At 63.5% G+C, this 23,395-nt stretch carries 19 protein-coding genes and 1 CRISPR repeat array; of the genes, 7 read left to right on the top strand and 12 right to left on the bottom strand.

The features are described from left to right. Positions 1-755 precede the first annotated feature (755 nt). A complete protein-coding gene (locus tag BMX94_RS10015) occupies positions 756-2,096 on the bottom strand; it encodes a glutamine synthetase family protein (RefSeq protein WP_091006143.1) in 1,341 nt (446 codons plus the stop codon). 153 nt (positions 2,097-2,249) lie between these two features. After that, positions 2,250-2,471 carry a hypothetical protein gene (locus tag BMX94_RS10010; RefSeq protein WP_091006141.1) on the bottom strand — a complete coding sequence of 74 codons (222 nt, stop codon included), beginning with the start codon at positions 2,469-2,471 and terminating at the stop codon, positions 2,250-2,252. Between the two features lie 113 nt (positions 2,472-2,584). On the opposite strand from BMX94_RS10010, the gene gpmA reads away from it, so the two are divergent. Continuing rightward, positions 2,585-3,349, top strand: a complete 765-nt coding sequence (gene gpmA / locus BMX94_RS10005; protein WP_091006139.1) for a 2,3-diphosphoglycerate-dependent phosphoglycerate mutase — start codon at positions 2,585-2,587, stop codon at positions 3,347-3,349. A 301-nt stretch (positions 3,350-3,650) separates the two neighbouring features. On the opposite strand, the gene BMX94_RS10000 is transcribed toward gpmA, so the two are convergent. The 7 genes from BMX94_RS10000 to BMX94_RS09970 all read right to left on the bottom strand — a co-directional run bounded on the left by BMX94_RS10000 (position 3,651) and on the right by BMX94_RS09970 (position 10,930). After that, the gene (locus BMX94_RS10000) at positions 3,651-4,688 is read right to left on the bottom strand and encodes a branched-chain amino acid aminotransferase (protein ID WP_091006136.1); all 1,038 of its coding nucleotides are present in this window, start codon (positions 4,686-4,688) and stop codon (positions 3,651-3,653) included. 347 nt (positions 4,689-5,035) lie between these two features. Further along, positions 5,036-5,566, bottom strand: a complete 531-nt coding sequence (locus BMX94_RS09995) for a transcription repressor NadR (RefSeq protein ID WP_091006134.1) — start codon at positions 5,564-5,566, stop codon at positions 5,036-5,038. Between the two features lie 10 nt (positions 5,567-5,576). Beyond that, positions 5,577-6,440, bottom strand: a complete 864-nt coding sequence (gene nadC, locus BMX94_RS09990; protein WP_091006131.1) for a carboxylating nicotinate-nucleotide diphosphorylase — start codon at positions 6,438-6,440, stop codon at positions 5,577-5,579. After that, positions 6,437-7,699, bottom strand: a complete 1,263-nt coding sequence (locus BMX94_RS09985; protein ID WP_091006128.1) for an L-aspartate oxidase — start codon at positions 7,697-7,699, stop codon at positions 6,437-6,439. Before BMX94_RS09985 ends, nadC begins: the two co-directional genes overlap by 4 nt. Positions 7,700-7,704: 5 nt before the next feature. Continuing rightward, the gene (gene nadA / locus BMX94_RS09980; RefSeq protein ID WP_091006125.1) at positions 7,705-8,643 is read right to left on the bottom strand and encodes a quinolinate synthase NadA; all 939 of its coding nucleotides are present in this window, start codon (positions 8,641-8,643) and stop codon (positions 7,705-7,707) included. A gap of 610 nt (positions 8,644-9,253) precedes the next feature. Next, on the bottom strand, positions 9,254-9,874 hold the full coding sequence (locus BMX94_RS09975; RefSeq protein ID WP_091006123.1) for a DUF47 domain-containing protein: 621 nt from the start codon (positions 9,872-9,874) through the stop codon (positions 9,254-9,256). 9 nt (positions 9,875-9,883) lie between these two features. Beyond that, positions 9,884-10,930 (bottom strand): inorganic phosphate transporter, encoded by a 1,047-nt coding sequence (locus tag BMX94_RS09970; RefSeq protein ID WP_091006120.1) that lies wholly within the window; start codon positions 10,928-10,930, stop codon positions 9,884-9,886. Between the two features lie 204 nt (positions 10,931-11,134). On the opposite strand from BMX94_RS09970, the gene BMX94_RS09965 reads away from it, so the two are divergent. After that, entirely contained in the window at positions 11,135-13,207 is a 2,073-nt protein-coding gene (locus tag BMX94_RS09965) for a YgiQ family radical SAM protein (protein ID WP_091006119.1), read from the top strand. A 66-nt stretch (positions 13,208-13,273) separates the two neighbouring features. Here the strand turns inward: BMX94_RS09965 and BMX94_RS09960 are convergent, their stop codons facing one another. Further along, a complete protein-coding gene (locus BMX94_RS09960) occupies positions 13,274-14,068 on the bottom strand; it encodes an HAD family hydrolase (RefSeq protein ID WP_091006115.1) in 795 nt (264 codons plus the stop codon). A gap of 239 nt (positions 14,069-14,307) precedes the next feature. Here BMX94_RS09960 and BMX94_RS09955 point away from each other — a divergent pair, with 239 nt between their 5' ends. The 5 genes from BMX94_RS09955 (at position 14,308) to BMX94_RS09935 (ending at position 20,304) form a co-directional block, all read left to right on the top strand. Next, entirely contained in the window at positions 14,308-14,811 is a 504-nt protein-coding gene (locus BMX94_RS09955; protein ID WP_218138487.1) for a MarR family winged helix-turn-helix transcriptional regulator, read from the top strand. Continuing rightward, positions 14,804-16,633 carry an ABC transporter ATP-binding protein gene (locus BMX94_RS09950; protein WP_091006112.1) on the top strand — a complete coding sequence of 610 codons (1,830 nt, stop codon included), beginning with the start codon at positions 14,804-14,806 and terminating at the stop codon, positions 16,631-16,633. Before BMX94_RS09955 ends, BMX94_RS09950 begins: the two co-directional genes overlap by 8 nt. Continuing rightward, positions 16,623-18,476: an ABC transporter ATP-binding protein gene (locus BMX94_RS09945; protein ID WP_091006109.1), complete on the top strand. Its 1,854-nt coding sequence runs from the start codon at positions 16,623-16,625 to the stop codon at positions 18,474-18,476. Before BMX94_RS09950 ends, BMX94_RS09945 begins: the two co-directional genes overlap by 11 nt. 141 nt (positions 18,477-18,617) lie before the next feature. Then, positions 18,618-19,316, top strand: coding sequence for a DUF4125 family protein (locus BMX94_RS09940; protein WP_091006105.1), 699 nt, complete (start codon positions 18,618-18,620; stop codon positions 19,314-19,316). 10 nt (positions 19,317-19,326) lie between these two features. Further along, on the top strand, positions 19,327-20,304 hold the full coding sequence (locus BMX94_RS09935; protein ID WP_091006103.1) for a DUF4037 domain-containing protein: 978 nt from the start codon (positions 19,327-19,329) through the stop codon (positions 20,302-20,304). On the opposite strand, the gene BMX94_RS09930 is transcribed toward BMX94_RS09935, so the two are convergent. Both BMX94_RS09930 and BMX94_RS09925 read right to left on the bottom strand, forming a co-directional pair. After that, positions 20,294-21,136, bottom strand: a complete 843-nt coding sequence (locus BMX94_RS09930; protein WP_091006100.1) for a tetratricopeptide repeat protein — start codon at positions 21,134-21,136, stop codon at positions 20,294-20,296. The two genes, BMX94_RS09935 and BMX94_RS09930, sit on opposite strands and share 11 nt — an antisense overlap. A gap of 791 nt (positions 21,137-21,927) precedes the next feature. Next, positions 21,928-22,917, bottom strand: coding sequence for a sugar transferase (locus BMX94_RS09925; protein ID WP_218138486.1), 990 nt, complete (start codon positions 22,915-22,917; stop codon positions 21,928-21,930). Positions 22,918-23,052: 135 nt separating this feature from the next. Next, positions 23,053-23,390: direct repeats of the CRISPR family, unit length 29 nt; unit sequence GGGATCATCCCCGCATACGCGGGGAGCAC. Positions 23,391-23,395: the final 5 nt, after the last annotated feature.

Below are 23,395 nucleotides of genomic sequence, written 5' to 3'. Positions count from 1 at the left end.
TACCACCCCTCCGTAGGTCAAGTAGTTTCGCTCAACGGTTTGGCGAACGGCTGGTCTTGTCAGTTTCTTAACAAGATTGACAAAGAGTGAGCTGCCATTTTGCTGCAATTTATGGATATATCTCAATTCTTATGCCAGTTTATTGAATACTTTGAGCATTATCTGTAATTGCTGCTGAATTCCTATGCAATAATGCGTATAAGATGCTGTCTCTAGACGAGCCTCTGGAGCTGGGAGGAACATCGAGGCTTCACGGGCCCGCATGGTCGGGCTGACAGACACTGACGGTTGGGATACGGTTTTCCAGGGCATCCTCGAGTATTAGGCGATTCAATTACTGATAAAACGCAGGTCAGCGTTTTGATATTGTTGGCATAGCATATAAGGGTTTTAATCAAAACTGCTGCCAACCGGAAATGCCAAGGCAGTTCGAGGCTCGACACCTCTCTCGCCCACCAGCTGACGCCGCCTGCTCCCCGGCATACGCCCCCGAAATCGTGCCGCCGGTGCCGCATCGCCAGCGCCGCTCCGCTCAGTCTCCTCCGAATTTATTGTGCGTTATTTCTCGCATTTTCTACGTAAGGCCAGTTGAGCTATGGGTTATGAGGAAATATCGCGCAATAATCAGCTGCAGGGAACAGGTGGCAGGAGAACGTGAGACAAAGGGACTGTCCCTTTGTCTCACAAGAAAGGTGCCCGCCGGAATCCCAGCGGGCACCCAAAGCAAAGCCATTCTCGGCGAGAAGACCGTACCGTTACACGCCGCCGTAGTAGTGCACGCGCTCCCAGTCGGTAACGGTGGTGCAGAACTCATCCCACTCGCGGTGCTTGCTCTCGACAAGGTAGTCGAAGATATGCTCGCCCAGCGTCTCTCGCATAAGCTCAGACTCCTCGAAGCGCTCGACGGCCTCGCCAAGCGTGCGCGGCAGGCGCTCGATGCCCTTGGCGGCGAGCTCGCGCTCGCTCTGCGAGAAGGTGTCGACGGTTGCCTCGTCGGGAAGCGGCAGCTCGTCCTCGATGCCCTTGAGACCAGCAGCCAGCGTGACAGCCAGAGCAAGGTAGGGGTTCGCCGTGTTGTCGGGGCTGCGAAGCTCGACACGGGTCGCCACGTGCTTGCCCGGCTTGTGCGTGGGAACGCGCACCAGCGCAGAGCGGTTCTTGCGGCCCCACGTGGCGTAGTTGGGCACCTCGCCGGAGGTGATGAAGCGCTTGTACGAGTTCACCGTGGGGTTGGTGACCAGCGTAAACTCGGGCGCATAGCGGAGAAGGCCCGCCACGAAGTGCTGCGCCAGCTCTGAGAGGTGCGCGGGGTGCTCGGTCTTGGGCGCCCAGAAGAGGTTCTCGCCATCGTGGTCGAAGAGCGACATGTAGAGGAACATGGCAGAACCCGGCGCATCGGAGAGTGGCTTGGGCATGAACGACGCGAAGAGCCCCTCGGCCGCTGCCTCCTGCTTGATGACGAGGCGAGAAGACATGATGTTATCGGCGCAGCTCACGGCCTCGGTGAAACGCAGCTCGATGACGTTCTGGGACGGTCCACTGCCGTGGAAGGAATACTGCACGGGCACGGACATCTTCTCGAGCGTAAGCGTGGTCTGGCGACGCAGGTCGTTGGCGACGTCGGTAGGCGTGAGGTCGAAGTAGCCGGCCTTGTCCAGCGGCACGGGCTCGACGTCGTTGTCAAAGTAGAAGTACTCGATCTTGGGGCCAACGTTAAAGACGTAACCCTCACGGTCTGCGCGCTCGAAGACGCGATCGAGGCAACCGCGCGGGTCGCCGGCGAAGGGCTCGCGAGAAGGAGTGCAGATGTTGCAGAACACGCGAGCCACACCGCTCTCGGCGGGGCGCCAGGGCAGGAGTTGGAAGGTCTCGGCGTCGGGGAAGGCGAGCATGTCGGACTCCTCGAGGCGAGCAAAGCCATCGATTGATGAGCCGTCGAAGCCAATGCCCTCCTCGAAGGCCTCCTCGAGTTCCTCGGGCGAAATCGCGAACGACTTCAGCGTGCCCAGGACGTCTGTGAACCACAGGCGAACAAAACGAATGTCGCGCTCCTCAACGGTGCGCAGAACGAAATCAATGTCCTTCTCGGTGCTCATGAATCTCCTCCCGAAGGTGCGGGCGCGGGTGCAGTCTCAATCGCATCTCACGTTCCCACAACCGTATTTCACGCCTGTTTCTGCCTGCCCATCGGTGGGAATTATGACGTGGGAGACACTTTGGAGCAACCGGAGGCTCCGTAAATGAGCGAACTATCCAGCGTTGTGGTGTGCCGACGCAGGCTCATCCAAGGCTTCGCTTGCTCGGCGAAGCATGTCGTCGGCAGCGCGGCAGCGGCCACCGTTGTAGCGCGCCGTGCAGCCGGTATCACCACAGGTGCTGCATTCGCTCGCCTTTCCGCTCGCGATCGAGCGCACGCAAAGGACCGTCACAACGGCAACGCCAAGGATGATGACAATATCAAGGGGATTCATGGTTGCCTCCCTCATGCAAGCTACAAGTTAACCTGTGTCAACTATACCCTTTTGCGTCATACTATCCATAGGTGTGCGAAAGCGCACGAAAAAGCCCAAGAGAAGGGAAGCCCATGGCTGACGACCAGAACATGCACCTCGTGATCATTCGTCACGGCGAGTCCGAGTGGAACAAGCTCAACCTCTTCACCGGTTGGACCGACGTCGACCTCACCGACACCGGCCGTGCGGAGGCGGCTGCCGGCGGCAAGGCACTGAAGGAGCAGGGCTTCGACTTCGACGTCTGCTACACCTCGCTGCTCAAGCGCGCCATCCACACGCTGAACATCGTGCTCGACCAGATGGACCGCGCGTGGCTACCCGTTCACAAGACCTGGCGCCTCAACGAGCGTCACTACGGCGCACTCCAGGGCCTCAACAAGGCCAAGGCCGCCGAGGAGCACGGCGAGGAGCAGGTTCTCATCTGGCGTCGTTCCTTCGACGTCCAGCCACCTGCGCTCACGCCCGGCGACGAGCGCGACCCGCACGTCCAGGCCATGTTCCGCGACGTACCGCAGGAGGACCTCCCCTACACCGAGTGCCTGAAGGACACCATCGCCCGCGCGTGGCCGTACTTCGAGCAGGAGATCAAGCCGCAGCTCGAGAGCGGTAAGCGCGTTCTTATCGCCGCCCACGGCAACTCGCTGCGCGCCCTTGTGATGCAGCTCGAGCACCTCACCCCCGAGGAGATCCTCAAGGTCAACATCCCCACGGGCGTTCCTTGCTCCTACACCTTCAACAAGGACTGGAACATCCTCGACAAGCACTACATTGGCGACCCTGCCACCATCGAGGCCAAGATCAACGCCGTCGCCAACCAGGGCAAGGCCAAGAAGTAACACCGGCTGTTAGTGCAGCCCAGTGTCCCCCGGCAACTCACGTCGCCGGGGGATTTTTTCTGCCGCGGGATTCATCTGCCGGGGAGAATAATCCCGCAATACTGCCGGGCGGGATTTTTCTCCCCGGCATTTCAATCCCGCGTGCGCCAACGAGAACTAAATCGCCGTTTTCGCGCTGCGAAACGTTGCTATCTGTCGAAATCGTTCTCGTTAGCTATGCCAAGGGCCCTGCTCCCCACAAGACGCTCCGCAAAGCGCGCATCTCGTAGGGAACAGGGCCCTTGCCTACCGTAGCTCGTGACTAGCAGATCTTGTGGACCCAGCCAAACTTGTCCTCGATCTCGCCAGACTGGATGCCGGTGAGCGTCTCACGCAGCTCCTTCATGACGGGGCCGACGTTCTCCATACCGCTCTTGAAGACGTAGTGCACGTCGTCGTTGTCGACCTCACCCACGGACGAGATGACGGCAGCGGTGCCGCACATGCCGGCCTCGACAAACTCGTCGTCCAGGATCTCCTGGAACTTGACGGGGCGCTGCTCGACCTTCATGCCCAGCATCTTCTCGGCCACGTCGACCAGCGAGCGGCGCGTGACGGAGGGAAGGATGGAGTCGGTGAAGGACTGCGGCACGACGAGGGTGCCGTCCTCCTTGACGAAGAGGATGTTGGCGCCGCCGGACTCCTCGACGTAGGTGCGGGTCTTGGGGTCGAGGAACATGTTGTCGGCGTAGCCCTTGGAGTGGGCCTCGACGCTGGGGTAAAGGCTCATGGCGTAGTTAAGGCCGGCCTTGATGTTGCCGGTGCCGTGGGGTGCCGCGCGGTCATACTTGGAGACCTGCAGCTTGACGGGCTTGACGCCGCCCTTGTAGTACGGGCCAACGGGCGTCACGAGGATGCGGAACTGGTACTCGTCAGCAGGCTTCACGCCAATGACGTCGCCGGTCGCGAACATGAGCGGGCGGATGTAGAGGGTAGCGCCAGAGCCGAAGGGCGGGACGTAGGCGGCGTTTGCCTTGACGACCTCCTCGACGGCCTTCACAAAGCGGTCCTTGGGGAACGGCGGCATGCAGATGCGCTTGGCGGAGTTGTACATGCGCTCGGCGTTCTGGTCCGGGCGGAAGCAGACGATGTCGCCCTTCCTGGTGGTGTATGCCTTGAGCCCCTCGAAGACCTCCTGGCAATAGTGGAGCAGGCCGGCGCACTCGGAGAGCGTAACGGTGTGATCAGGCGTCAGCGTGCCCTCGTCCCAGGCACCGTCCTTGTAGTTCGAGACGTAGCTGTAGTCGGTATGCATGTAGGCAAAACCGAGGCTACCCCAGTCGATGTCCTTCTTCTCCATTGGAATTCCCCTCTCATCCGACTCGCGCGCAGGTGCTGGCGTGCGTTCAACCAGATTAGGACGCTGAAACCTAACAGTCGCAATCATTGCAGAGCTTGTAACAAATCCAACAGAGGACCGACACGGTAGGGCGAGAAGAACGTGGGCAAGGTAGAGTGCGCACACCAATGCCGCAGAATTCCGCCGTTTAGGACGACTTAACCGTTCGGATTCCGCGGCACCTCCTTCGATGCCGCATGATTTCGCCGTTTAGGGTGCCCTAAACGTTCGGAAAAATCCTAAAAGGCGAGAATACGCGGCATGGCCGAGGACCGTGCCGAGGCACGCACCGTCGCCCGAGCCCGGCGTCACTCCACGGTCTCGTACGGCAGGCGGTCCACGAGATACCCGCGCGCCGCGAGCGCCGCGCCTATCTCGTCCAGCGCCTCCTCGGTGGGGGCGCTCACATGGTGAAAGTGGTAGCCGGAGGTCACGCGCGAGAGGGGCGTCGACCTGCTCGACGCAATGTCGGCCAGGTAGCGCTCGACGTCGCGCCGGCTCGAGACGTTGAGCGGCACGGAGATGACCCCGTAGGTGCGGTGGTTCACCACCACGTCCTCGACGGTGCCACCGAGGTCGACAATCAGATTGAGCTCGTCTTCTATTTGCTCCTCGGTGTGGTGCACCTTGAAGATGCGCCGCGGCGAGCTGTGCCTGCGCAGCACGTAGCCGCGGTGCGTGGACTCCAGCTCGACGCCGCTGCGCCTGAGAAGCGCCACGTCCTGCACGATGACCTGCCGGCTCACGCCAAGCTCGCGCGCCAGCTGACCACCAGAAATGGGCTCCCCGGCATCACCGAGGAGCGCCACGATTTTTGCCCTGCGATCTTCTCCGCTCATGCTCCTCAGCCTAGCATGGATTTGACGTCACGGTGAGGTGCTTGAGCGAGAGGTCGAGGATGGGCGCGGAGTGGGTGATGGCGCCGGACGAGACGTAGTCCACCCCCAGGCCCGCAAGATGGGCCGCGCGCTCCATCGTGACGTTGCCCGAGACCTCCACCTCGGCGGCGCCGTCAATCACGCGGATGGCCTCGCGCATGGTGTCCAGGTCCATGTTGTCCAGCATGATGATGTCGGCGCCGGCCTCCACCGCCTCACGGACCTGCGCGATCGTCTCGACCTCCACCTCGATCTTGCGCACGAAGGGCGCATACGCGCGTGCCGCGGCCACGGCCTTGGCAACTCCGCCAGCCGCGTCGATGTGGTTGTCCTTGAGCAGGACGCCGTCGGAGAGGTTGTAGCGGTGGTTGCCGGCACCACCCACGCGCACGGCCTCCTTCTCGAAGACGCGCATGTTTGGGCAGGTCTTCCGCGTGTCCACCAGGCGCGTGCGCGTGCCCGCAAAGAGCGCGGACATGCGGCGCGCCGCCGTGGCAATGCCACTCATGCGCTGCAGATAGTTGAGAGCCACGCGCTCGCCCGAGAGGAGCGCGCGCACGTGGGCCCGCACGCAGCCAAGGTCTTGGCCGGCCGTGACGTCTGCGCCCTCCTCGACCGAGAACTCGCAGGTAGCCGTGGGGTCCAGCAGCTCGAAAGTGCGCGCGAACACATCCAGCCCACAGATGACGCCATCCTCCTTGGCAATGAGGCGCACCTCGCCGGTGGCCTTCTCGCCAATCACCGACGCCGTGGTGACGTCCTCGCTGGTGATGTCCTCGCGCAATGCCGAGAGAATCAGCGGCTCTGCCTGCAGTTTTAGTGTCACCGAGTTCATGAGGCATGCCTTTCTCGTACGATGTCGCGCGCGGCGAGCCGAGAGAAGACGAGGCTCTCGAGAAGCGAGTTGCTCGCCAGGCGGTTTGCGCCGTGCACGCCGTTGCAGCTTGTCTCGCCCGCCGCGTAGAGGTGCGGCAGGGTGGTCTCGGAGTTTGCGCCCACGTGGATGCCGCCCATGAGGTAGTGTTGCGCCGGCACCACGGGAATGGGCTCGTGGCGGATGTCGTAGCCCTCCTCGAGGCAGTGCTGCCAAATGTGAGCAAAGTGCCCGCAAATCACGTCCTCGGGAACGTTTTCAAACGAAAGGCGCACGTAGCGCGAACCCTCGCGCTCTATCTGGTCGTAGATGGCCTTCGACACCACGTCGCGAGGCTGGAGCTCGTCGCAGAAGCGCTCGCCTGCAGCGTTGAGCAAAATGGCACCCTCGCCGCGGCAGCTCTCGGAGATGAGGAAGGCGCGGCCGGGCTTCTCGGTATAGAGCGACGTGGGGTGAATCTGCACGTAGTCCATGTGGTCGAGCGTCACGCCGTGCGCTGCCGCCACGCGACACCCGTCACCGGTGAGGCAAGGGAAGTTTGTCGAGCGCTCGTAGAGGCCGCCGACGCCGCCTGTAGCGAGAATGACGTCGCGTGCGCGCAGCTCCAGGTGACGGCCGCGCGCGTCGTGCGCCGCGATGCCCACGCAGGAGCCGTTCTCGACGAGAAGGTCATCCATGCACACGTGCTCGTGGATCTCTACGTTGTCAAGGCGGCGCACCTGCGCGAGGAGCTTGGTTGTGATCTCCTTGCCGGTAACGTCGGCGTGGTGGAGGATGCGCGGACGCGAGTGGGCGCCCTCGCGGGTGTAGTCGTAGGAGCCGTCCGGCGCGCGGTCAAAGTTCACGCCCAGGCGCACCAGGTCGCGGATCACGTCGCGGCTCGACCAGATCATGGTGTCCACGCTCTGGGCACGGCACTCTCCGTGGCCGGCGCGCATGGTGTCGTCGAACCAGGAGTCGTAGTCGTCCTGGTCGCGCATCACGCAGATGCCGCCCTGCGCGAGCATGGAATCGCAGCTCTCCAGGTCTTCCTTGCAGATCATGGTCACGCGCAGACCACGAGGCAGGTTGAGCGCCGAGTAGAGCCCGGCCACGCCACAGCCCACAATGACGACGTCGCTCACAAGCGCCTTCGGATGCGTGGTCGCAGCGTTCTTGCCCGCCTGCGCAGGTGTCTGAGCGCTTTGCGCCGGCCTCTCAATCACGGCAGTTGGTGCCATGTCTCTCACCTCCCTGCCAGCTCGAGCATGCGCTCGAGCGGCTCGACTGCTCGCTGCGGATCTGCCGGCAGCGCGACCTCCCCGGTCATGTTCTCCAGGCATGCCACGAGCTTCTCGGGCGTGACCATGGCCATGTTTGGACACACGGGCGCTGGCTCGGGGAAGCAGATGCGCTTTCCCTGACCCTTGGTACGAAGCGCAATCTGATCCGCCACGCCAACCACCGTAAGCACGATGAACTCGCGCTCCTCTCCCGTAGCGATGCGCTCGATGATTTGCTTGGTGGAACCGATGAAGTCAGCCTCGTCAAGCACCTCGCGCGTGCACTCGGGGTGTGCAAGAATCAAGGCGTCCGGATGCGCCAGTTCCAGCGCCTCGACCTCGGCGACGCCGATCTTGTTGTGCGTGGGGCAGTAGCCGCGGTTCAAAATCACGTGCTTCTCGGGCACCTGCTCCGCCACGTAGCGGCCGAGGTTCATGTCGGGGATGAAGAGGATGTTCTTCCCAGGAAGCTCGCGCACCACCTTGATGGCGTTCGACGAGGTAACGCAGACGTCTGCCCAGCGCTTGACCTGGGCTGTTGTGTTTACGTAGGCCACGACGGCAAGGTCGGGAACCTCAGCGCGCACGCGATCGACGTCCTCCTGGCGCACCATATGGGCCATGGGGCAGTCTGCGGCAGGCTCCGGCATAAGAACGCGGCGCGCGGGGTTAAGGAGCTTCACGCTCTCGGCCATGAACGAGACGCCGCACAGCACAAAGACCGGCGCATCGAGAGTCTTGGCAAGTCGGGCCAGGTAGAACGAGTCGCCAACGTAGTCCGCAAGGCGCTGCGTTTCCGCGGGAACGTAGTAGTGCGCAAGAACCACGGCGCCTTTCTCGCGTTTAAGACGCTCGACCTTCTCGGCGAGCGCTTCGCTGCGCCCTGTATGGTCTTCCTCCACGATGCTCCCCCTTGGTTGGCGCGGTCACTGGTGCGACAGTATGCACTCTGTCTTGCCATCTGACAAGACAGTTCTAGAAAGCGCACAAAGAGGGGGTCACGCAGACGCCAAAGCGGGGAATTCATAAACAATTGTTGAGAAATGCACGGCTGATGGATGCTTCTGCGAAGCAGCCAGGGCTCCTCGTTGCACAAAAAGGCTCTATCGGACGGCGAAAACGAAACCTCTGCACAAAAATGCTCTATCGGACAGTCCTTATCAGCATATATATCAAATACTGAACTACAGTTTCCACATTATTGCATAGTTAACTAATAGTATCCGATAAAGCGGGTCTTAAGTTTTCCATTTGGCACTATCGCGCCGAAGCCACTGTCCGATAACCCATTTTTATGCAGCAAGGCAGAAAACTCCGTCCGATAGAGCCTTTTTGTGCAGCAGACCCCGGAGACCGTCTAGCTTGTCACCCCTCCGCCATGTAAACACGTCGCCAATCGTCAGCAAAAACCGACAACCGCCCGCGCTCAACCCTCAGCGCGGGCGGTTCAGACAGATATTGTTCGGCCGATCCAGCCGCAAGGCCACGCCGCCGCGGCGCGAAGACGCCCCCCTACGCGCCCTTGAGCACCACAGAGCGCACAACGCCCGCCGTGTTATCGCACGCATCCAGCAGGTTTTCCATCTGGTCGAAGAGGCGCGTCCACGTAACGGTATAGCGGCCGTTGGGCTCCTCCAAGAACAGTCGACGCAGCGCGTTCTGGTAGACCAGGTCACCCTCGTCCTCGATGTGGCCAACAGCGATGGCCTTCTCCATGACCAGCGTGTCCTTCTTGTAGTCGGGCAGGTGGTCAATCATCACGTGAATGTCCTTGACGGCCGTCAGCGTAAGGTTTGCCATCTGTGGACCCTCCTTGCGCATCTCGTTCACGTTAAAGAGGTCCAGCCCCGAGGCAATGGCGTTCATGTAGTCCACGATGTCATCCATGGCAAGCGCGAGGTCGTTGATGTCCGAGCGCTCGATGGGCGTCACGAAGGACGAGTACAGCTCCTCCATGATGTGCTTGACCTTCTCGTCGCACTTGTTCTCGTAGACCTTCATCTGCGGAATCTCGGACGTCGTGTCGGGGAAGTCCGTGATGATCTTCACGTACTCCACGGCCGAGTCCTCGATGCGCGCGGCGAAGTCCTTGAGCAGGGTGTAGAAGATGTCCTCTTTCTTTGCACGGGGCATGGGTTCTCCTTAGAAAACGACGAGGAAAAGCTTGGTGAGCAGGTATCCAATGAGGCCGCAGCCGGGGAACGTAAAGACCCAGGCAAGGACCATTTCCTTGGCGACGCCCCAGTTAACGGAGCGGACGTTTTTCGCCGCGCCGGCGCCCATCATGGCAGCGGTCGACGTGTGGGTTGTCGAGACGGGAAGGCCGGTGAGCGTGGCGATGAGCAGCGATGCCGTTGCGCTCACCGAGGCAGCGAAGCCCTGGTACTGCTCGAGCGAGACCATCTCCATGCCCACCTTCTTGATGATGCGCTTGCCGCCGATGGCCGTCCCGATGGCCATGGCACCGGCGCAGATGACCTCAATCCAAAGCGGGAACTGCGCGCCGTCAACGGACATTCCCTGCGAGAGGAGCACGGCCATCATCGCGGTGGACATGAACTTCTGGCCGTCCTGAGCGCCGTGCATGGTAGCCATGCCCGCAGCGCCCACGACCTGCCACTTCTTGAAGATGCTGTTCATGCGGCGTCGGTCCGCCTGCCGGAAGATGATGGGGATGACCTTGGCGATGATCCAGCCGGCGCCATACCCCAGGACCGAGGAAAGCACCAGACCATAGATGACCTTGACCCACTCGCCCATGTTCACGCCCTCAAGCCCGCCGTGCACGGCAAGCGCAGCGCCGGTAAGGCCGGCGATAAGGGCGTGGCTCTCGGACGTGGGGATACCAAAGACCCAGGCGATAGACGCCCAGGTCACGATACCTACGGTTGCGGCCGCCAGAGCAATGAGGGCGGCGTGGGTGTCGCCACCAAAGTCCACCATGCCGCTCATGGTGTTGGCAACGGCCGTGGAGATGAGCGTCATGCCAATGAGACCCACAAAGTTGCATATCACGCTCATAGTGATTGCTTGGTTGACGCCAATGGCACGCGTGCCAACGGGCTCGGCGATGGCGTTTGCAGCGTCCGTCGCTCCGTTCACGAAAATGGTCCCAACGACCAGGACCATGACCAATGCGAGGAACGGGTTTGTCTGGACGGCCGCGACAAACTGGGAGAAGCTGACCATGTAGGCGTCACCTTTCGATTGCTGGCGCAAGCATCATACCTGATGCAACTAAACGTGGGGCTCTCGCTGGCCGGTTACACGTTACTGACATTCCGGTAGCGATTCCATAACGTAACGCGAGAAAGCGAGGGGTACGGCTCGCACGGGGCACGTGAGCTGGCCTTCTACTACACTGGTTGCGATTAGGACGAGAGAAGGGGAAGTATGGACGAGAAGACACACGAGCCTCGGCGAGGCGGGCATGCGGGTTCGCAGGCGCACGGAGTGCGCGGCCGCGGGACGCGCGACGGCTACGGCCACGGCGCCCACGGCACTCACGGCCGCAACGGCGCCCACGGCGGCAAGCCCGTCTCGGCGCACAAAGGCCCGGACCGCTCGGCGTTTCTCCCCGTCTCGCGCGAGGACATGGCCGCGCGCGGCTGGGACCAGTGTGACTTCGTCTTTGTGAGCGGCGACGCCTACGTCGACCACCCCTCCTTTGCGTGCGCCATCATCACGCGCGTGCTCGAGTCGCACGGCTACAAGGTGGGCGTCATCGCGCAGCCAAACTGGCGCGACCCGGCAAGCGTCACCGTCCTGGGCGAGCCACGCCTGGCGTTTCTCGTATGCAGCGGCAACATGGACTCGATGGTCAACCACTACACCGTGGCCAAGCACCGCCGCCCCAAGGACTTCTACTCCCCCGGCGGCGAGATGGGCCTGCGCCCCGACCACGCGGACGTGGTCTACGGCAACCTGATCCGCCGCACGTACAAGCACGTGCCCATCGTGCTGGGCGGCATCGAGGCGTCGCTGCGACGACTCGCGCACTACGACTACTGGTCGGATTCGCTCAAGCGTTCAATTCTTCTGGACTCCGGTGCCGACATCATCTCCTACGGGATGGGCGAGCGCTCCATCGTCGAGATTGCGGACGCGCTCGACGGCGGCGTGGACGTCCACGACATCAGCTGGATCGCCGGCACGGTCTACCGGGCAAGAACCACCGAGCAGTGCGTGGACCCCGTGACACTACCCACCTGGGAGGCCATGCGCGCCGACAAGACCGAGTACGCGCGCAGCTTTGGCATCCAGTGCAGAAATCTCAACCCGTACCTCTCGCACCCGCTGGTCGAGGAGTACGAGCACGGCGTCTACGTGATTCAGAACCCGCCCGCAAAGCCGCTCACCACGCCGGAACTCGACGCGGTCTACGAGCTGCCTTACGCCCGTGCCGCGCACCCCATGTACGACGCGGCCGGTGGCATCCCGGCCATCGCCGAGGTGAAGTTTTCGCTCTCGAGCAACCGCGGGTGCCTGGGAGAATGCTCGTTCTGCGCGCTCAACTTCCACCAGGGGCGCATCATCCAGGCGAGAAGCGACGAGTCGCTCGTGGCCGAGGCCACGGCCATGACGCACGACCCCGACTTCAAGGGCTACATCAACGACGTCGGCGGACCAACGGCAGACTTCATGCAGCCCGCCTGCCCCAAGCAGGCCAAGGCCGGCGCATGCGTCGACCGGCGCTGCCTTGCGCCGGAGCCGTGCCCCAACCTGCGCGTGACCCACGAGCGCTATGTGGGCCTGCTGCGCAAGCTCCGCGCGATCCCCGGCGTCAAGAAGGTCTTCATCCGCAGCGGCATCCGCTTTGACTACGCGCTCTACGACAAGGACCACACCTTCATCCGCGAGCTGGCCGAGTACCACACGTCCGGCCAGCTGCGCCTGGCTCCCGAGCACGTGTGCGACGACGTGCTGCGCGTGATGGGCAAACCCTCGAACGACGTCTACGAGCGCTTTGTCCACGAGTTCGAGAAGGCTTCGCGCGCATGCGGCAAGGAGCAGTACGTGGTGCCCTACCTCATGAGCTCGCACCCAGGGTCGACGATGGAGGACGCGGTCAAGCTGGCGGAGTTCTGCCGCGACCTGGGCTACAACCCCGAGCAGGTGAGCGACTTCTACCCCACCCCGTCGACGGTGAGCACCTGCATCTACTACACGGGGCTCGACCCGCGCACCATGAAGCACGTCTACTGCCCCACCAACCCGCACGAGAAGGCCATGCAGCGCGCGCTGATCCAGTACCGAGACCCCAAGAACTACGACCTGGTGGTGGAGGCGCTGCATCGCGCGCACCGAGAGGACCTTATCGGCTACGGGCCAAAGTGTCTGGTGAGGCCCGAGCGCCCGCGGCCGCAGCGCGTTCGGGGCGGCAAGGGGAACGGCGGGGGCCACGGCGGGCACGCTGGCGGCGAGCGTTCGGGCGGCGGGCGCCATAGGGCGCGTTTCCGCAGCTAGGACGTACGAGACCCTCACTGTGGCGTCAATCTGCCGAGAAGCGACGACCGCGCCGCGCACGGCCCACTACCAGTCGAACCCGGGCCCGTCGAGGATCCGCTCGAACGCGTGCTCAACGGTGTCGGTGTGGTACCGACCAAGCGGCAGCACCAACGGCTGCGACGTCTCCATCGTTATGGGACACCCCGCCCACTCGAGCATCTCTATGTCATTCTCGGCATCGCCAAACGCCATGCAGTCCTCGGCCGCAATCCCCAGGCGCCCCGCCAGCGCCGCCAGCGCAACTCCCTTGTCGACACCATTGGGCATGAGGTCAAGCCACTGCAGGCCCGTAACCTTGACCGTGCATCGCGTGCCAAAGCGCTCGTACCAATGACGTTCGCGCGGCACGCCATCGGTGCAGTATGCAGAGACCTTCATGAACGGCTCTGGAATATGCGCTAGATCGTCAAGCTCGGTCACGTTGTAGCCGGTCACGTTGACAAGATGATCCACCAGCTCCGGCGCGCCCGTGCGCACGTAGACCGTCCGCATCCCCGAGACCACCGGCTCGCAGCCGGGATCTGCCAGCATGTCCTCGATGATCTCGCGCGCCAGACCGTCATCCATCGTGGCACGGTAGACCAGCTCGTCGCCGAGAATGACAAGCGAGCCATTCTCGCACACATACGGAATCCTATCCGCCACGGGCGAGAAGAGCCGTCGCAGGTTGGTGTACTGCCTGCCGGACGTCGGCACAAACGTAATCCCCGCATCGACGATGCGCTCGACAAGCCCCAGCATCTGCGGCGAGAAGCACGGCGCCCAGTTCACGAGCATGGTGCCGTCGATGTCGCTGGCGATGAGCCTGGGCGTGCGCATGGGTCCTCCTTGTAGGTGAGGCAATGGGCGAGAAACGCGCACCCACCCTACCACGTCGTCTGGCAGGAAAGGGCGAGGGGGCGAGCCGCACGTGAACCATTGATGCGTCAACTTTATGACGAGAAGCGCTGTCCCCTTTTGCACCCGCGGCTCGCGTTACGCTGAGAAGGAATAGTTGATACGTCAACGGACCTATGAGACAAAGGGACTGTCCCTTTGTCTCATTGGAGGTGGCAACCATGGAGCAGGAGGGACGCTCCCTCGAGGACATGCACATGCTGCTCTACCGCGCGTATCACGCGCAGACGAACTACCTGCGACCACGCATGGCACGGCTGGGCCTCGGCCCCGGCCAGCCCAAGCTTCTCGCCTACCTGGCCGTGCACGGCACGAGCACGCAGCACGAGATGGCGACGTACTTCGAGGTAGACGACGCCGCGATATCGCGCATGCTCGACCTTCTCCGCCAGGCGGGGCTCATACGCACCGCGCGCGGAGAAGACCGCCGCACCAAGACCGTGGAGCTCACGGCAACCGGCCACGGCGCCCTTGCCGCCTGGGACAACGTCTGCGACGAGGAGCAGGACGCCATGCTCGCCGGCCTTTCCGCCGAGGAGCGCAAAACCCTTGCAGGCCTCCTCGAGCGAATCCACTCCAACCTTGCCGCCGCAAACGCCCCGCAGCCCCAGGCGGCGCAGCCGGCTCCCAGGACAACGGCCCCAAGGGAGGCGCGCGATGAGTGACCTCGCCCTCGTCTCCCGCTACCTCAGGCCCTACCGCAGGCAGTTCGTTCTCGCCGCGCTCTGCGCCTTCACCGAGGCCACGCTCGAGCTCTGCATCCCCTTCGTGATGGCGAGCATCGTCGACGTGGGCGTGTCCACGGGCGACATGGGACTCGTCCTTGCGCTCGGCGCCCGCATGGTGGCGCTCGCCGTGTGCGCAGGCGCCCTGGGCATGGGCTACGCGCGCTTCTCCGCCGAGGTTGCCATGGGACTTGGCGCCGGTCTCCGCGAGGCCGAGTACGCCCACGTGCAGGGCTTCGCCTTCTCCAACCTCGACGACTTTGACACGTCGTCGCTGGTCACGCGCATGACCACCGACGTCACCGTGATTCAGAACGCCCTCGTGATGGGCTTCAGGCCCATGCTGAGAGGACCGGTCATGCTCGTGTGCGGCCTCGTCATCGCCTGCACCATGAGCGCCAAGCTTGCCGTGGTCTTCTTTGTGATCCTGCCCGCGCTGGCATGCGCCCTGGCGCTTATCGTGCACCATGTGGCCCCGCTCTTTGGCGCCATGCAGCACGCGATGGACCAGCTCAACGACACGCTTCAGGAGGACCTCGTCGCCATCCGCGCCATCAAGGCCTACGTGCGCGAGGGCTACGTGGCCGAGCGCTTCGAGCAGGTCAACGCGCGCCTGGCAAACGCCGCCACGCGCACCTTTAGGACCGCCGTCATCAACACGCCCGTCTTCACGCTCTCGATGAACGTGGCAAGCGTGGCCCTCCTCTGGTTTGGCGGCCAGATGATCATGGCGGGCGAGATGGGCGTGGGCACGCTCACGGGATTTATGAGCTACGTGCTTCTCATCATGAACTCGCTGATGATGATCTCCAACGTGTTCCTGCTGCTTGCGCGCGCCGTCACGAGCATCCACCGCGTGAGCGAGGTGCTGCGCGAGAAGCCCGCCATAGAGAGCCCCGCGCACGGCATCAGCCGCGTGACCACCGGCGACGTCACCTTCCGCGACGTCTCCTTCAAGTACTCGCCCACGGCCGAGAAGGACGTCCTCTCGCACGTGAGCCTGCACTTCCCCGCCGGCTCAACTGTTGGGGTGCTTGGCGCCACGGGCTCGGGCAAGACCTCGCTCGTGCAGCTCATGGCGCGACTCTACGACGCAAGCTCGGGAAGCGTCGAGGTGGGCGGCCACGACGTGCGCGAGTACGACCTTGCCGCGCTGCGCGATGGCGTGGGCATAGTGCTCCAGAAGAACGTCCTGTTCACGGGCACCGTCCGCGACAACCTGCGCTGGGGCAACGCCGCGGCGACGGACGAGGAGCTGCTCCGCGCCTGCCAGCTGGCCTGCGCGGACGAGTTCCTGGACCGCATCGGCGGGCTCGACGCGGACCTGGGCCACGGCGGCGGCAACGTCTCCGGCGGCCAGAAGCAGCGCCTCTGCATTGCCCGCACGCTGCTCAAGCACCCGCGCGTGCTGGTCTTCGACGACTCGACCTCCGCATGCGACATGGCCACCGACGCCCGCATTCGCAAGAACCTCGCCCAGCTCAAGAACGTCACGAAGGTCGTGATTGCCCAGCGTGTGGCCTCGGTCATGGACGCCGACCAGATCGTGGTCCTTGAGGACGGACGCGTACACGCCACGGGGACGCACGAAGAGCTGCTCCGCACGGACAACATCTACCGCGAGCTTTACGAGTCGCAGGTGGGCGGCACCGCAGCCGCAGGCGGCACCGCGCCCGCAGCCGGCACCGCGCCTGCCGGGGCCACCGCAACCGCAGCCGGCACCACAGCCGCCACCAGGAAGGAGGCCCCCAATGCCCGGTAGAGGAGGCGCCCCCGCGGGCCCCAAGAACCTGCGGCACACGCTGAGAAGGTTCCTCTCGTACCTAGGCCACGCCCGCTGGCAGCTTTTGGCCGTAGCGGTTCTGGTCTGCGTGACAGGCGGGGCAAACCTCGCCGGAACGTACATGATAAAACCCGTGGTAGACGCCGTGGGCGCGGGCGACTGGACGCGCTTCGTCCATCTCGTTGCCGCAACTGCCGCCATCTACGCCGCGGGGGTCGCCGCAAGCGTGGGCTACACCCAGACCATGGTGCGCGCGGCGCAGCGCGTCGTCTTCGACATTCGCCGCGACCTTCTCGGCCACATCGAGACGCTTCCGCTCTCGTGGTTCGACCGCACGCGCAACGGCGACGTGATGAGCTACTTCACCAACGACGTAGACACCATCTCCGAGGCGCTCAACAACGGCTTTGCCAACATGGTGCAGGCGGCCATCCAGACCGTGGGGACCATCGTGCTCCTAGTGGTCCTCGACTGGCGGCTCACGCTCATCACGCTGGCCTGCGACGCGATCATCGTGGCCTACGTGCGCTTCTCGGGCAGGCGCTCCAAGCGGCTCTTCTCGCAGCAGCAGCGCACGCTGGGCGCGCTGGACGGCTACGTGGAGGAGATGATCGCCGGGCAGAAGGTCGTCAAGGTCTTCAACCACGAGGGCGAGAACCTCGAGGGCTTCCGTGCCCTCAACGAGGACCTGCGCAGGAGCGGCACCGGCGCCCAGGCCTACGCCTCGACGATGGTACCGGCGACGGTGGCCATCTCGTACACAAACTACGCCGTGGTGGCCGTGGTGGGCGCCGCGCTCGCCATAGGCGGCCACATGGGTGTGGGCAGCCTGGCCAGCTACCTGGTGTTTGTTCGACAGGCGGCCATGCCCATCAACCAGCTCACGCAGCTGGGCAACTTCATGCTCACGGCGCTCGCCGGCGCCGAGCGGGTCTTTGCCGTGATGGAGGTGCCTGCCGAGAAGGACGAGGGCGCGGTCACGCTGGAGCGCGTGGACGCGGTCGACGACGCGGCGGACGACAACCGCCGCATGGCCGCCGGTGCCGCGGGCTGGCAGTGGCGTCGCGAGGACGGGAGCGTGGTTCCTCTCGCCGGCGACGTACGCTTTGACAACGTCACCTTTGGCTACGACGAGGACCAGACGGTACTTGCGAACCTCTCGCTCTTTGCGAAGCCCGGGCAGAAAATCGCCTTTGTGGGTTCAACGGGCGCGGGCAAGACCACCATCACGAATCTCATCAATCGCTTCTACGACGTGCGCGCTGGCGAGATAACCTACGACGGCATCAATATGCGCGACATCAAGAAGGCATCGCTTCGCTCGTCTCTGGGCATCGTGCTGCAGGACACTCACCTCTTCCGCGGGAGCATCGCCGACAACATCCGCTTTGGCAAGCTCGACGCCACCGACGAGGAGGTGCGCCACGCCGCACGCGTGGCAAACGCGGACTCGTTCATCTCGCGCCTGCCGCAGGGCTACGACACGCAGGTCACGACCGACGGGGCGAACCTCAGCCAGGGACAGCGGCAGCTCATCGCCATCGCTCGCGCGGCCGTGAGCGACCCGCCCGTGCTCATCCTGGACGAGGCCACCTCGAGCGTCGACACCCGCACCGAGGCGCTTATTGCCCGCGGTATGGACGCCCTCATGCGCGGTCGAACGGTCTTTGTGATTGCGCACCGGCTCTCCACCGTGCGCAACGCAAACGCGATCATGGTGCTTGAGCACGGGCGCATTGTGGAGCGCGGCACCCACGAGGAGCTGCTCGCGCAGCGCGGCGAGTACTGGCAGCTCTGGACCGGCACCCGCGAGCTGGAATGAGACAAAGGGACAGTCCCTTTGTCTCATTGCCGCCCCCTCATCCTGCGAACAGGGCCTCTCCCCGATTAAGGTCCCCGATCACCTGTCCTAGCTGCTATTTGTGAGGTGTCGGGAAGTTGACGTGGAACGAGGGGAGCGGGCATGGCGTACAAGAAGGAAGAGCGGGACGAGATTATTGGCAATATCGTGCTTGCCGAATGGGAGTTGTTCCAGGCGGTGCAGAACGTTGGCGGGCGGGCAGACTGCCAGGACATGCCCAATACCTTCTCGGCCATGCGCCGCGCACAGTTTGACGCCTGGCCGGACGAGGCGCTCGACTCCTACGCCGACGACCTCGCAGACGCCATCCAAGCCGGCAGGAATCCCGTCGCCGAGAAGTACGCCTACATGATGGAGTCGACCCACCCGGAGGAGTTCGCAGCGCTTCGCGACTCCGTGCCGGAGGTCCCCGCCGAGAAGCGCGCCCTCATCGAGCAAATCGTAGAGATCGAGCTTGGGTGGGCAGATCAGCTGGCGTCGACGTATCCGCACTTCACGGGCAGGGGCCGTCCTGTGCGCAGCAGCGCGGACACGCACGAGGTCACCTCGATCGAGACCTACTCCAGAGGCGAGCTTTCCACCTATTCAGAGCGCACGCTGCGCGTGCTTCTCGCCCACTATGGCGCCCTCGCCAGCGAGGGCGTGAACCTGCAGGAACGTGTGGCTGCGGAGGAAGCCCGTGCATACGGCTATCCCAACCTGGCCGCGGCCGACGAGGCCATCGCTAAGGGGACCATGTCCGAGCAGGGGCTCGACCCAGAGTTCGAAGTCTCCTTTGGCTGCTGCGGCTGCTGCGACTAGGGCTGACGCAATGCGAGAAGACGCAGACACGCCCGCGACCGGTCTCGCCTTGTCGCGGGCGTTCTTCGAGGCAACAGTAGACGAGCTTCTCGCAGGCGGCCACGAGTACCTGCAAGATCGTATGGCGGCAGGTCTCGTGGGCGCAGGTTCCGAGTGTCTGGGCTTTGACGACGAGACGTCGCGCGACCACGACTGGGGACCCGGTTACTGCGTGTGGCTGGACCCGGCAGACTGGCGGGAGGCGGGCACGGCTCTCCAGGAGCGCTACCGCGCGATTGCCGCGCGCGGCTTTGCCGGCTTTCCGCCGCGCGACACCACCTCCGAGCACATGGGAGAGAGACGCGTGGGCGTCTTTCCCGTGGACGGGTTCTACGCGTGGCTTCTGGGGTCACCGGGACTGCCGTCGAGCATTGACGAGTGGCGACGCATCCCCGAGCGCGCGCTTGCCGCGGCAACCAATGGCGAGGTCTTTCTCGACACAAGCGGCCGCTTCACGCGCGTGCGGCAGCGACTTCTGGCCTACTACCCCAAAGACCTGCGGTTGAAGCTCATTGCACACGACTGCGCCATTGCAGCCCAGGCAGGGCAGTACAACTTTGGACGACAGGCGCGTCGCGGTGAGAAGCTCGCCGCGCTCTCGTGCCTCTCACGCTTTTCTGAGTCCGCAACGCATGCGGTCTATGCGCTCTCGCGCCGCTACTCGCCGTTCTACAAGTGGGCACCACGAGGGCTGGACGGCTTGGGCCCCGTAGGGCGTGACGTGCACGAGGCACTCGGCGCGGTGCTTGCCGCGTGGCGCGCGGGCAACGTCGAGCTAGCCGAGCGCCAAGTCGAGCGCGCAAGCAACACGCTGATTGAGGTGCTGCACGCAGAGGGGCTCTCCCAGAGCGAGGACGGCTTCCTCCTCGCACAGGCCGTTGAGGTGAACTCCCACATTTGTGACGAGATGCTGCGCGCGACGGACCTCATGGCTCCCGTTACCGCGTAAGGGACCCGCGCAAGGCATCGACGCGTGCGGCGCCCCGGGCATCTGAAGTGCGCGAGAAGAACGAGGCCGCGTTGCCCAGGGCGGTGCGAGCATCATCCGGGTTCACGGGAAGGCCGGCCTCAAGGATGTCGAGAACCTCTTCGTACGCCGAGCGCGCGGAGGGTACGTCCCCCATGCGATCGCGTAACGTGGCCAGAGAATTGAGAAGCGAGGCAAAGTGGGGACCACGACGAAGCGACCCGTCGCGATAGAGGTCACAGGCGGCATCGAGATAGCGGGCCGCCTCGGGGAGGCTGTTCTCGCCCATGAGGGCACTCGCCACGTTGACAAAAGCCGTGGAAAGCTCGAAGGCCGGCGAGCCGTTCTCGCGCACGATGTCCAAGGCAGACTGGTATCGCGCCCGGGCGCCCGTCGGATCGCGACGCGCCATGCAAAGATGTCCCTGGTAGTTGAGACAGGCGGCATATTCGAGAGAGTGACGACTGGAGAAAAGCACGGATGCCTCAGCGAGGGCACTGGCGCACTCGTCCAGGCGGCCGTCGAGGCGGTAGAGTTCGGCGAGATTGTCCAGACAGGTAGCGTAGGCATCGCTGCGACCGGCCAGCGCCTCGATGCCCTCGAGCGCGGCGTGGAAGGACTTCTCGCCATTCTGGTAGTCTCCGCGCGAACGATAGAACGAGCCAAGCTCGTTGCAAAGAGTCACGTATTCCGGGGAGGCCTCGCCACAGGAGAGCGAGACTTCGTCGCGCAGGGAGAGAAGCGCCTGCTCAAGAGCATCGGGATCTGTGCGGTGAGTCTGCCAGACGGCATCAACGCGAGCGAGTACGTCCATGGTGACTCCTTGGGAAGAGGTGGGTGTGACCACATGGTTAGCATAACCCCAGCTCTGAATGTGAGTGATGGGCTTACGGCAGAGCGGTCGAATGAGTTCGAGGATTATTACATCCTCGGAGGCTGAGGGTACCGCTTTTTCGCGTCTGGGCTGGTTCTCCTTACCGCTCCAAGGCTTCCGTCCGCACTGCGGAGCACGTCGAGACGAGGCCACTCGCCCGCAAGCGCAACGACCTCCCGGCCGTCCTCAGTAGTGCAGAGAACAACGTCACGCGCTCCGCCAACTCCCCGCACGAGTTGAGAAAGGCGCAGGTTGGAGCCGGTCATCACAGCTCTCTCCGAGAACGCAAGGCGACCAGCTTTTGAGTCCTGCAAACCGTTCCCCTTATCGCATCCGGTGTCATCGCTTCTCATTATCGATGTCACATCGCTTCCCCGCGATGCCGAGGGTAAATGCCGTACCAGAAAGGACATGAAGAAACGACCGGCAGAAGTCTATTACCGCTGGGACAATTGCTTTCTGGCTCTTTATGCGCCTGGCTGCCTGCTGCGGGCTCCGTGCACAGCCAGAACCCCTCTGAGGGCGCCGCGTGCAACCAGAATTCCCATCTCTACGTGCAAAAGTGAGGTTGTGTGGGTTATTATCCCCGCCGACGGCGGCAGCCCGCCACCGCGGACCGCCACCCACGGGCCCCAGGGGCGCATGATCGACATCCTTCCAGTTGCCGGGCCCGGACGAGCAGGGACGCGCATCCCCTCGGGCCCATGCCGCCCCGGGGACGGGTGCCGCACTTACACACAACCTCGGTTTTGCACGTAATTCGGACCTCGGAAGTCGCACGAGCCGGGAGATGCCGCCCAATTCGCATGGAGGCGCGGCTCGCCCCCCTGCCCTACTGGCAGCGGCACAGACTCGTCGCTAAAGGACGCAGCCGCTACTTTCCCGTCCCGTGGAGGACGGCGCCAAAGGTGCGCTTGAAGATGTTCCAGTCCAGCGTCGCGGATGCATGGGCGCACATAGTAGAGCTCCAGGGACTGACGACGCCCGGACGCATAGTCGGCATCGTTTCTCGCCTCTACCTGCCACCAGCCCGTGATGCCGGGCTTACAGCTCAGGAACCCGCTTGCACGGTCTCCGTAATGCACAATCTCCTCGTCCACGATGGGACGGGGTCCCACAATGGACATGTCTCCCCTGAGCACGTTGATGAACTGCGGGAACTCGTCCAATGAGGTTTTGCACAGGATGCGGCCAATGCCGGTAACGCGAGGGTCGTTGTCCACCTTGCGCTCGGTCTGCCACTCGCGCAGCTGCTCTGGCGTGAAGTACTTCTCGACGTCGTTCGCATCCGCAACCATGGAGCGGAACTTGAGCAGCCTGAAGTGCTTGCCTCCAAGCCCCAGGCGCTCCTGCGAGTAGAACGGCGCGCCCTTGCTCTGCAGCGCACGGGCCGCCTTGGCGATGGCGCGCATGATCATCATGATAGCAACGTCGATAAGGACAAAGTAGCGAAGCATCAGGCGAGAAGGACTCGGCTGGACGTGAAGCGCCACAACCATCACCGCGATGCCCACGAGCAGCCAGATGTTGTAGCTGAGTACGACCTCAAACTCCTGGATGCCCGTGCGCTTCATGAAGCCGCGGTTGCGGTGTACCGTAAAGTTGAGGAAGGTGACCAGGAGCATCAGGGTAAGGATGACGTAGTTGCCGATGCGGGTTTCGTCTCCGGTGATGCCTAACTGGCCAAAGCGCAGGGCAAGGGCAATGTAGTAGGACGCCATCCCACAAACGACATCAAGCACCCAGAGTAACAGGCGACGAACAAATCTGGGCAGTTGGCTAGCTTGAGCGCTAAGAAATTGCCCGGCATGTACGGGGTGCACCGGAAAGGAACACGACGTATTGGGATGGCGATGTGGTTCATCCCCGCATACGCGGGGAGCACGCCTGGCGGGGGGGTCGCTGGTACTCCCTGCCGCGATCATCTCCGCATACGCGGGGAGCACCACAGTATGGGATAACTACAAGTACCGTGGGACGGGATCATCCCCGCATACGCGGGGAGCACCTTGGTGCTGCCGAGGTCGCGCTGCCAGTCGTGGGGATCATCCCCGCATACGCGGGGAGCACAAAGCCTTCCAGGTGCTCGACAAGGCGGGCGCGGGGATCATCCCCGCATACGCGGGGAGCACCCACGCCATGTGCAGCGCGTAGATGTTGGGGTCGGGATCATCCCCGCATACGCGGGGAGCACCCGGC

Source organism: Olsenella sp. KH3B4, assembly GCA_900111695.1.
Lineage (GTDB): Bacteria > Actinomycetota > Coriobacteriia > Coriobacteriales > Atopobiaceae > Tractidigestivibacter.
The sequence above is the reverse complement of the archived record's forward strand: the minus strand, read 5'-3'. Positions and strand labels throughout refer to the sequence as shown.

Excerpts from the sequence above, each read along its gene's own strand:
- BMX94_RS10015 (WP_091006143.1), bottom strand. The coding sequence starts at position 2,096 with ATGAGCACCGAGAAGGACATTGATTTCGTTCTGCGCACCGTTGAGGAG.
- BMX94_RS10010 (WP_091006141.1), bottom strand. The coding sequence starts at position 2,471 with ATGAATCCCCTTGATATTGTCATCATCCTTGGCGTTGCCGTTGTGACG.
- gpmA (WP_091006139.1), top strand. The coding sequence starts at position 2,585 with ATGGCTGACGACCAGAACATGCACCTCGTGATCATTCGTCACGGCGAG.
- BMX94_RS10000 (WP_091006136.1), bottom strand. The coding sequence starts at position 4,688 with ATGGAGAAGAAGGACATCGACTGGGGTAGCCTCGGTTTTGCCTACATG.
- BMX94_RS09995 (WP_091006134.1), bottom strand. The coding sequence starts at position 5,566 with ATGAGCGGAGAAGATCGCAGGGCAAAAATCGTGGCGCTCCTCGGTGAT.
- nadC (WP_091006131.1), bottom strand. The coding sequence starts at position 6,440 with ATGAACTCGGTGACACTAAAACTGCAGGCAGAGCCGCTGATTCTCTCG.
- BMX94_RS09985 (WP_091006128.1), bottom strand. The coding sequence starts at position 7,699 with ATGGCACCAACTGCCGTGATTGAGAGGCCGGCGCAAAGCGCTCAGACA.
- BMX94_RS09975 (WP_091006123.1), bottom strand. The coding sequence starts at position 9,874 with ATGCCCCGTGCAAAGAAAGAGGACATCTTCTACACCCTGCTCAAGGAC.
- BMX94_RS09970 (WP_091006120.1), bottom strand. The coding sequence starts at position 10,930 with ATGGTCAGCTTCTCCCAGTTTGTCGCGGCCGTCCAGACAAACCCGTTC.
- BMX94_RS09965 (WP_091006119.1), top strand. The coding sequence starts at position 11,135 with ATGGACGAGAAGACACACGAGCCTCGGCGAGGCGGGCATGCGGGTTCG.
- BMX94_RS09960 (WP_091006115.1), bottom strand. The coding sequence starts at position 14,068 with ATGCGCACGCCCAGGCTCATCGCCAGCGACATCGACGGCACCATGCTC.
- BMX94_RS09955 (WP_218138487.1), top strand. The coding sequence starts at position 14,308 with ATGGAGCAGGAGGGACGCTCCCTCGAGGACATGCACATGCTGCTCTAC.
- BMX94_RS09950 (WP_091006112.1), top strand. The coding sequence starts at position 14,804 with ATGAGTGACCTCGCCCTCGTCTCCCGCTACCTCAGGCCCTACCGCAGG.
- BMX94_RS09945 (WP_091006109.1), top strand. The coding sequence starts at position 16,623 with ATGCCCGGTAGAGGAGGCGCCCCCGCGGGCCCCAAGAACCTGCGGCAC.
- BMX94_RS09940 (WP_091006105.1), top strand. The coding sequence starts at position 18,618 with ATGGCGTACAAGAAGGAAGAGCGGGACGAGATTATTGGCAATATCGTG.
- BMX94_RS09935 (WP_091006103.1), top strand. The coding sequence starts at position 19,327 with ATGCGAGAAGACGCAGACACGCCCGCGACCGGTCTCGCCTTGTCGCGG.
- BMX94_RS09930 (WP_091006100.1), bottom strand. The coding sequence starts at position 21,136 with ATGGACGTACTCGCTCGCGTTGATGCCGTCTGGCAGACTCACCGCACA.
- BMX94_RS09925 (WP_218138486.1), bottom strand. The coding sequence starts at position 22,917 with ATGGCGTCCTACTACATTGCCCTTGCCCTGCGCTTTGGCCAGTTAGGC.